The organism is Blautia ammoniilytica, from assembly GCF_025566965.1.
Taxonomy (GTDB): domain Bacteria; phylum Bacillota; class Clostridia; order Lachnospirales; family Lachnospiraceae; genus Blautia_A; species Blautia_A ammoniilytica.
Genome location: NZ_JAOQJL010000006.1, coordinates 128,080 through 137,916, shown reverse-complemented (window position 1 = coordinate 137,916; position 9,837 = coordinate 128,080). Strand labels below are relative to the sequence as shown.

The window sequence follows — 9,837 nt, the reverse complement described above, 5'->3', positions numbered from 1 at the left end:
AAAGTATTTATCAAAATAAAAATATCCTGAACAAGTTGCAGAGCCAGAAAGTTCTGTAACTGTCAGGATATTTTTGTTTGTTGCTGTCAACTCTAAAAAACGTTATTTACCGACAGCTCCATAAGTATACCAGGGGAAGGCATGTGGGTTTTTGTGAAATTATGCGACTTTTGTGTTGGGGTTTATGGAGTTTTATAGAGTTTATATGGGATTTTATTACTTTTTATGTTGTGGTTTATGGAATTTATATAGGGTTTTATGATGGATTTTATTGACATATATTTATCTTTTCAATACAATTAAAATAATAATAATCACAAGAGGGAGAGGAACAACATGAAAAATCGTTTGATATCACGAGTATGTTCCGTGCTTTTAACGGCTGCAATGCTGGTGACTTCTGCACCTGCATCTGTATTTGCAGAAAGCATAGGAGAAGAGAGTGTTTTCACAGATGTGGAAGCAGAAAATGACTTTGCAGAACCGGAAGTAGAGGACGCACAGGATCTGGAAAGCGAAGTTGTGAAGGATGTGGCAGAGGAGCCGGAAGCAGAGGCAGATCAGCTCTCTGATTTTTCAGATGGAGCCACTGTCCAGGGGACAGATCCTGTCCTGGCTGATGGTCAGGTGGACGTAGACCAGGTAGTATCTGTGTCTATAGATATGCTTCATGCACAGACTGAATTTTATGAAAATCTTACTGCTCCATGCAGGATCGTAGGTGCGGTGCTGCATATTACTTACGGGGATGATTTTACAACAACGCTCACATTTAACCAGTACAGCTCTACAGTTGAAGATAATGCTAAGGGATATCAGTGGACCTATACTTATGAAAAAGATGGACAGCCGGTAAGTGGTATGTTGGCTGCAGGTACATATGACCTGGTTCTTACAGGCAAAGATATCCGTGGGATGGGAAGACCGGATGTTACAGTGACAGAGGGGATCCGTTCGATCACCATAAAGCCCAGAAGTGAAGCACCAAAGCTTACTGTAGGTGATAAGAATTATGATATTGCAAGTCCATCAGACGGAAGGGATTCCTGGTATCAGATCACAGCTCCCCAAACGGGTATTTATGTTTTTGAACCAGTAGGCGATTCTGTACGGGTGATAGAGGAGAATGGTGACAGACTTACCGAAATTGACCGGCTGTTTACACACCCTCATGATTTTACCAGCGTTGCTTATCCGCTTACGGAAGGGAAAACATATTATGTGGACTTCACTGGTAACATCGGCATTTATGATGATGACGGGTATCATTCATCAAATACGGCTTCCCAGATGAAAATCTATCAGATTCCGGGGATTTCGTCTGTTGAAGTAGATGATACAAATGTGCAGAAGGAATTTGTGGCGAATCAGGATGCGGTCTCTTTCAGCGGCGCAAAGGTACATATAAATTATGATAACGGAACATCTTATGACCTTGAGTATAATGGCTACAGTGTGTATGACAAATATGGAAATAATTTTTCAGAGTATATCATAACAAATGATGGTATGTCTAGAGGCGAAGTTGAGCTGGAAGCAGGAGAATACAAAATATACTTTACCTGTAACGGCCAGACTGTGGGCCAGAAGAATGGATATGATGGATATGATATCCGGGTGATCCCATTAAAGAAAGTACGTACTTTGCAGTCCGGTTCCAATGCAGATATAGAGGGCTGTTCAGGAAGGAACTACTGGTATCAGTTTACTCCTGGAAAAGACGGTACATACAAAATATATCCTATGTCCATCAACAGCTGGGTTTATCCGGAAAAAGAGGATTCTTCCAGTTATGCGAACAGTGATGCACTGAGCGCTGTTTCAGAGGATGATAATAAGGATACCGGGCTTGGACGGACTTATGAGCTGACAGCAGGAACTACTTATTATCTGAAATTTTCTGACCATCTGTACACAGGTATTGATGAGAATGGGTATCATAAATATGCAAATAAGGCAGACCTGCAGATTAAACTGGTTCCCCATGTGCAGTCTGCAAGCACAACCTTGTATCGTACAGAGTTTACAGAACGCTGGTCCAATACCTTGCAGTCAGAAAGTGTTCTTCATGTTATATTCAGTGACGGAAATACAGAGAATCTGGGTTTTGATGAAAGGACAGACTCTCTTGGAAATAAATACAGCAAATACTTCCAGGATATTTTAGACGAAGAGGGAGAAGAGTATGCGATGGGTGCTTTTTTGCCCGCAGGTACTTACAAACTGATCGTAAAATGTAACGGCAAGCCCCTGCCCCTGGATAAAGAATATACCATTCATGTGAAGGCTTTGAGGGAACTTACAGAGCTTCATGAAGGAGAAAATAAGGATGTAAAATTCTATAAGACTACCAGCAATCAACAATATGCATGGTATCGTTTTACAACAAAGGATGCAGGAAATTATGTGATCCATGGCAGCAAAGAGGTTTCTTCTGTAGTCCGTGAAGATTTTGGAAATGGTTACACAGACATTGCTTGGGGAGAAACCGATGATAGAGATCAGGTTTACACTCTTGAGGGGAAAAAAACCTATTACATAGGCCTTGGATATGGCGGGATGGATGATGTGTCCGAGACTGTGTGTGATCTTACCATCACAAAGAAAAAGGAGGCGTCTGACATTACTTCTGCAAGCCTGGAGCTTGGCAGCATGGATTACACAGAACGGCTGGATGTGGTGTATCTGAATGGTATATTAACTGTTCATTATGCAGACGATACAGAGAAAAAATTTACCTTTAACGGCAGAGATAACAGAGAGGCGGTTGATAAAGATTACGGATGTGTTTATACCTACAAACTGCAAAGATGTGATGTGGAAGATGGCATAGAAGTGGCACCTGGGAACAGCCTGAAGGCAGGAACCTATAAGATCCTTATAAGCTGCAACGGAAAGCAGATCACAACTATGGATCAGACATACACCTTCCAGGTGAAAGCAGTTTCACAGCTTGCAGAGCTTACGGTAGGGATCAATAATGGAGTGAACAGCCCTGCAGGTAAATATTGCTGGTACAGATTTACAGCACCGGCATCCGGGAAATTCAATTTGGGGATTGATACAAAGGATGGGAATGCTGAATTTGGTAATGTCAGTGTTTACCAGTTGCTGGATGATTTTGAGGATCTGATCCGTCCGTCTATGAATGCAGACAGTTATAAAACCTACGATCTGGTGCAGGGTACAACCTATTACATTGGTTTCAGTGGAAAGGTATTAATTGGCTATGACGACGAAGGCGATGACATGTACGCCAATGTTTTCAATCTGAAACTTACATATATGAAGGCAGTAAAAAAAGCTTCTGTAAAGTGGAAACTGGACAACAAGATGGCAGCGTATGTAGATGTGTTCTATCTGCTTGGTACCTTACATGTTACATATCAGGATGACACAACAGAAAATGTGGAAATCCGCACCAGTGAGGATAATCGGGATACAGTGGGCAACATCTACGAGCTGCATGCAGAAAAAGTCAGTGTGGATACAGATTCTTCCGCACACTATCCTGCAGGAACTTATAAAGCAGTGATTTATGTCAATACCTTTGATCAGCTGACCATCGAAAATGAAGAAGACTGCATGATCCAGGTATTGCCTGTAGATCAGATGGTTCTTGGCACTTTAAAAATGGGCACCAACGAAAATATAAAAAATCCATTACAGTATCGTAATGCCTGGTATACCTTCACACCGGATCACACAGGTGCGTATGTGTTTGATCCGGCACTGCGGCCGGTTATCTATGCTATGGAAGGCAAAAAGCCTGTAGCTCAGCGGGAAATAGTGAACACTTCCGATTGTACTGTAAGATATAACCTGACAGAGGGGATCACCTATTATGTTGGGTTTAACGGGGGATTTGTTGTAGGAATTGATCCGGATGACCAGCATTTGATCTGCACAGATATTGGAACTGTCAACATTCATGAATATCAGTCAGAAGACCAAATAGGGGATAAGATGGATGAAATCGACAGTACGCTGGAAGAAATTCTGGAAAACATTGATGAAGATACAGAGGAATTAACAGAAGAGCAGAAGGAACGCATCAATGATTCTGTAAAAGACCTCATTTCTATTGACAATGAAGAACTGGCTTCCAGAGGCAACTTGAATAATGTTCTTCCAATATCAGAGAAGCTGGCAATAATGGCCAATGAGAATGTTACAGATACCCTTACAGATGTAACAGATAAGGTAGGCAAGATCCAGGTTACAGGAGCAGCGCTTACTGCTTTGGATGCTGCGTCTGCCGGAACCAGCCAGGATCAGGTACTGGCAGCCAAGCTGACAGTAAAGGAATCAGGTAATACTTACGGTTATACACCAGGTAACAGTCTGGTACTTAGTATTAAGCTGTCTGTAGTGGATACAAAAAATAATAACCAGGTAGTGGAAGGAAAAGAAAACATCCAGCCATCTGCACCAATCCGTGTAACAATGCCGATCCCGGATGGAATGGATCCAGATAATATGAAGCTGATCCACGTACTGGGGGATGGAACAAGGGAAGAACTGCCATTTGATTATGAGGAAAAGGACATGACCGTTACTTTCCTTATCAGTTCTCTTAGTGATTATATCTTTACTGAAGAAAATCAGGACAGTGATATTTGTACAGCTCATGTGCCAAATGAAAACGGATGGGTTACTGTAAAGGAGCCAACTTGTAAAGAGACAGGTCTGAAAAAGACTACATGTATTAAGTGTAACACACCGGTAGAGGCAGTGATCCCTGCAACCAGAAACCACAGCTATACAGTGGAAATCGGAGGCAAGGCTGCTACCTGCAGTGAGAATGGATACAAGGTTCTTAAGTGTGCAACCTGTGCTGAAACGACCCAGACAGTGATTCCTGCAACAGGTAACCATCAGGCAGGAGAATGGACAGTGGTTCAGGAGGCAACTGCTCTTGTGGCAGGAAAGAAGGTACAGAAATGTACGGTATGCCAGAAAGAACTGAACGTACAGGAAATTCCTGCACTGCCTGCAACACTTACCATGTCTGTTGGGGCAAAGAAAACGGTTCCTCTGAAGGTAAAACAGTCTTATACTGTGAAGGTAAGTGGTCTGGCAAAGGGCGACAGTGTTGAACGTTTTGTTAGCAGCAAACCAAAGGTTGCAGCAGTAAGTAATAAAGGGAAGATCACAGGCAAGGCAGCCGGTACTGCAGTGATCACAGTGAAACTGAAAAGCGGATATTCTGTATGGTTCAAGGTAAAGGTACAGAAAAAGGCAGTAAAGACTACTGCTTTGACAGTTACCAATGCTGCTACAGGCAAGAAGGTTGCAAAGAGCGTAAAGCTTGGAAGGAACAAGAAGTTGAAGCTGCAGGCAGCAGTTGCACCTGTGACAAGTCTTCAGAAGGCAACATATACTTCCTCCAACAAGAAGGTTGCCCAGGCTGCTAAAAATGGAGTGATCACAGGTAAAAAGGCCGGCACTGCAGTGATCACAGTAAAATCAGGGAATAAAACCTGTAAGATCAAAGTAACCGTTAAATAAGGAGCAGGGTCTTTCCGCTTACATGGGCAGGATCTTTCTGGTTCATACTCAAGGGCAGCCTGTCTTGCACTTGGGCTGATTTGGTGGTAAAATGATTCAACAATCCTAAGATGCAGGGGACAGATTCTGCCCTGAATCCATGAGAACGGAGAATTAATAATGAAGATAGATAGAGATGCCCCTGTTGGAGTATTTGATTCCGGGATAGGCGGGTTGACTGTGGCAAGAGAGATTATGCGTAATCTTCCTTCGGAGAAAATCGTATATTTTGGTGATACAGCCAGAGTTCCATATGGAAGTAAATCAAAGGAGACGATCGTCAGATATTCCAGGCAGATCATCCATTTCCTAAAGGAACAGCAGGTAAAGGCTATTGTCATAGCCTGCAATACAGCCAGTGCCTTTGCACTGGATACTGTAAAGGCAGAGCAGGATATTCCGGTGATTGGAGTGATCGAGGCCGGTGCAAAGGTAGCTGCTTCAGTGACCAGGAATCACCGCATTGGTGTAATCGGCACAGAAGGTACTATTGGCAGTGGAATCCATGCAAAATATCTGAAAAAGCTGGATCCGAAGATCACAGTGATCGGCCGGCCCTGCCCGCTGTTTGTACCTTTGGCAGAAGAAGGCTGGACCCATGATCCTGTAACCACCCAGGTAGCCGAAAGGTATCTGGAGGATCTGAAAAAAGAGAACATTGATACACTGATCCTTGGCTGTACCCATTATCCATTGCTGAGATCCACCATCGCACAGGTGATGGGAGATGGTGTACGCCTTGTGAATCCTGCCTATGAGACTGCGTTGGAGCTGGGACGGCTTTTGAAAGAAAAAGATATGCTCAGTGCAGGAACAATCCAGGAGGATTTTCCTTATAGATTTTTCGTCAGCGATCTGGCAGACAAATTTACAGGATTTGCAAATTCCATCCTGCCCTATGATGTGTCTATGACAAAGAAGATCGACATAGAGAAATACTAAAAGGACCGGCATAAGAACAGGGACATAACAAAAACAGAGAATTATAACACAGGAGCAGGATGCATATCCAAAAGGCTGGCTCTGGTGTAATGCCGGAGGCATTCTTGAACAGAAAAGGAAATGAACATAACATGGAAAAACAGGTGCTGGTGCATGTAAGCGGATTGCATATGATGGAAGGAGATGGACAGGAGGAACCGGTAGAGATCGTGGTTCCGGGGGAACACTATTTCCGCAATGGCAGCCATTATGTGCGATATGAAGAAATGTTGGATGACAGCAATAAACCAACAGTAAATTATATCAAGATCTCCCCTAAGGGGATGGAGGTGCGTAAAAAAGGCCTGGTGAATACCCATATGGTCTTTGAACAGGGAAAGAAGAACGTGGCCTTTTATACCACACCCTTTGGCACTCTGCAGATGGGGATCGCTGCTACGAATCTGGAATTTAAAGAAAAAGAAGGATGCCTGGATATGAAAGTGGACTATGCCCTGGAAATGAATGAGGGTTATGTGGCGGACTGCTGTCTTTCTATTCTGGTAGAAGAAAAGAACGATCATTTTGCTTTATAGAAGATATTGAAGATTCGGGTAATCCGGATCAAAAAAACCTGTATATACAGCCTGGGAAGCAGGTCTGTGTATACAGGTTTTTGTATACGGTTTTAGCTTGTTCAAAATGTCTACGCAGCGTGTAGACATTTCGTATAGTGCCGAAATACGGCTTATTTCTTTTTCTTGTTTTTCTTGTCGGTTGTATTGGTATTAGCTGCAGCAGTTTTAGTATTTTTTGCGGATTTGCCGGACTGCTTTGGCTGTGACTGGACTTCCGGAGCTTTGTCTTTTTTGAAGCGGGCAAAAAAGCCTTTTTTCTTCTTGACTGGAGCCTCCAGAGTACCATGGATACCCTTAACACCTACAATATATAATCCGCTGACTTCTGCCTTGATCTCTTTCTTTACTGGGATCAGGTCAAAAACCTTCTCATCTGCGATCAGGATAGAAATCTTCGGGCCGACTTTTGCTTTTACGATCGGCAGTTTGGAACGGCGCAGAAGCTTTGGAGTCTGGTCAATGACCATCTGTGGAAGACCGGACTGCTTCAGCGGCAACCGTTTTTTGTCGATGACCAACATGGAAACCGTCTGTTTGGAAGCTTCGATCTGTGCCTGCTGCTCCTCTTGCTTCTTCTGGGTCTTTTTTCCGAAAAAATACAAGCCGATCAACAAGCCTACCAGAACAACCAGAATGACAAGAAGGACGATAGTTACTGTACTCATATACGCATCCTCCTGTGTGTAATTTGTAATAATACTCACGCAGAGTTTATTTTAACATTGTTTGAGGTAAAACGCAATTATTAAAATAAAATTAAAACGGAATAGGAATGTAGAATTTAGGAGAATAAACGGTTATAATAAAAAATACGATATTGGGAATCATACAGATAAGAAAAACTTTTTGGACGGATGCTTTTGTATCGTCCATGAAGAAAAAGGAGTATATTGAATGAGGGAGATGAAGCCGGAACAGGAGGACAGCAGGGAGATTAAGGACGAACTGCAGCTTCCTGAGGAAGAGAAGCCAGGATTCTGGGGAGACAGTTTGGCTGATTCCGGGGAAACGGATACAGATGAGAAGGCTGAAGCGGCTTATTATGAAGCACGCAGACAGGAACGGCATGAGCGGATCCTGCTTCGCAGAAAGAGAAGAAAGCGGAACAGGATTCTTGGATCGGTTCTTGCTATATTGGTACTGTTTACCTGCGGAGGGATTCTATTCCGTAAGGATATCGGGAAGCAGTTTGGCAGGATCCGGACGGCTGTGACAAATGGAATTAAGACGACCGGTAATAAGAACAGCACAGATAATAAGAAAGATATTGATGTGGCGGCAGTGACAGGAATCACACCAACGCCGGAGGTGACAGAAGAAGCTACACCTACGCCAGAGGTGACAGAGGAAGCTACGCCTACACCAGAGGTGACAGAAGAAGCTACACCTACACCGGAGGTGACAGAGGAAGCTACGCCTACGCCGGAGGTGACAGAGGGAGCTACGCCTACACCAGAGGTGACAGAAGAGCCAACACCAATCCCGGATCCGGCGGCAGCTGCAGAGGCAGAGCGAATCCAGCAGGTATTGGCTCAGGCAGAGAACTGTGCAGTTCAGTATGACTATGACCAGGCGATCAGCCTTCTTCAGAATGATGCTGCTTACGGAAGCAGCCCTGATATGCAGCAGGCTGCTGCAGGTTATCAGCAGATAAAGGATGCCTGTGTGGCATGGAGCCCTGAGCAGGTAACACATATCTTTTATCATTCTTTGATCGTAGATCCATCAAAGGCATTTGATGGAGATTACAAACAGGGCGGTTACGACCAGGTCATGACTACTATGAGTGAGTTTAACCAGATCACCCAGACCATGTATGACCAAGGTTATGTGATGGTGAGCATTTATGACCTTGCCCAGATGGATGAGAATGGTGTGATGCAGGGAAAAGAGGTGCATTTGCCGGAAGGGAAAATCCCGTTTGTGCTTTCACAGGATGATGTGTGTTATTATCATTCGCAGGATGGAGACGGGATCGCTACAAAACTGGTAGTAGATGGAGATGGCAGGGTTCGGAATGAATACGTGGAGGATGACGGGAGTATCTCTGTGGGGGATTATGATGTGGTTCCTCTGATCGACCGTTTTGTTGAAGCGCATCCGGATTTTTCCTATCATGGAGCCAAAGGCATTGTTGCACTTACTGGATATAACGGGATCCTTGGATACCGTACAGATATCAGTTATCAGACCAGACCGGATGATCTGAATGATGATAAGAAAGCCTGGTTGGATGCACATCCGGATTTTAATCTGGATACAGAGCGTGCAGGAGCAAAGGCAGTGGCAGATGCTATGAAAGCCGAGGGTTGGATTTTTGCCAGTCATACCTGGGGACATAAGAATATGTCCAGTGTATCCATGGAACGGCTTGTGACAGATACGCAGAATTTTAAGGAGAATGTGGATCCGCTGATTGGCGGTACAGATATTATTATCTTTGCATTTGGCGCAGATATTAATGATGGCGGCGATTATACTGGAGATGAGAAGTTTGAATATCTGAAGTCACAGGGTTATAACTATTACTGTAATGTGGACTCTAGCAGATATTTTGTACAGATCAGAGACGGTTATTTCCGTATGGGCCGCAGGAATGTGGATGGGTACAGGATGTACTACAATCCGGAGATGCTGTCAGATCTGTTTGATGCATCTGCTGTGTTTGATCCTTCAAGACCCACGCCGGTACCACCTATGGGCTGATGCCGGGGGGATCATTATAAAG

Annotated in this window: 5 protein-coding genes; 4 read left to right on the top strand and 1 reads right to left on the bottom strand. The window is 43.8% G+C overall.

What is annotated here, in order from left to right; all coding sequences use genetic code 11:
- Window positions 1-336 precede the first annotated feature (336 nt).
- The 3 genes from OCV61_RS04615 (at window position 337) to OCV61_RS04605 (ending at window position 7,067) form a co-directional block, all read left to right on the top strand.
- Complete coding sequence (locus OCV61_RS04615) at window positions 337-5,511, top strand: Ig-like domain-containing protein (RefSeq protein ID WP_158420880.1); 5,175 nt, start codon at window positions 337-339, stop codon at window positions 5,509-5,511.
- A gap of 159 nt (window positions 5,512-5,670) precedes the next feature.
- On the top strand, window positions 5,671-6,492 hold the full coding sequence (murI, locus tag OCV61_RS04610) for a glutamate racemase (RefSeq protein ID WP_158420879.1): 822 nt from the start codon (window positions 5,671-5,673) through the stop codon (window positions 6,490-6,492).
- 104 nt (window positions 6,493-6,596) lie between these two features.
- Entirely contained in the window at window positions 6,597-7,067 is a 471-nt protein-coding gene (locus OCV61_RS04605; RefSeq protein ID WP_317258454.1) for a YwiB family protein, read from the top strand.
- Window positions 7,068-7,219: 152 nt separating this feature from the next.
- Here OCV61_RS04605 and OCV61_RS04600 read toward each other — a convergent pair whose 3' ends face one another.
- The gene (locus tag OCV61_RS04600) at window positions 7,220-7,774 is read right to left on the bottom strand and encodes a hypothetical protein (RefSeq protein WP_158420878.1); all 555 of its coding nucleotides are present in this window, start codon (window positions 7,772-7,774) and stop codon (window positions 7,220-7,222) included.
- Between the two features lie 229 nt (window positions 7,775-8,003).
- On the opposite strand from OCV61_RS04600, the gene OCV61_RS04595 reads away from it, so the two are divergent.
- On the top strand, window positions 8,004-9,815 hold the full coding sequence (locus OCV61_RS04595) for a polysaccharide deacetylase family protein (RefSeq protein ID WP_262582684.1): 1,812 nt from the start codon (window positions 8,004-8,006) through the stop codon (window positions 9,813-9,815).
- The last annotated feature ends 22 nt before the right edge of the window (window positions 9,816-9,837 follow it).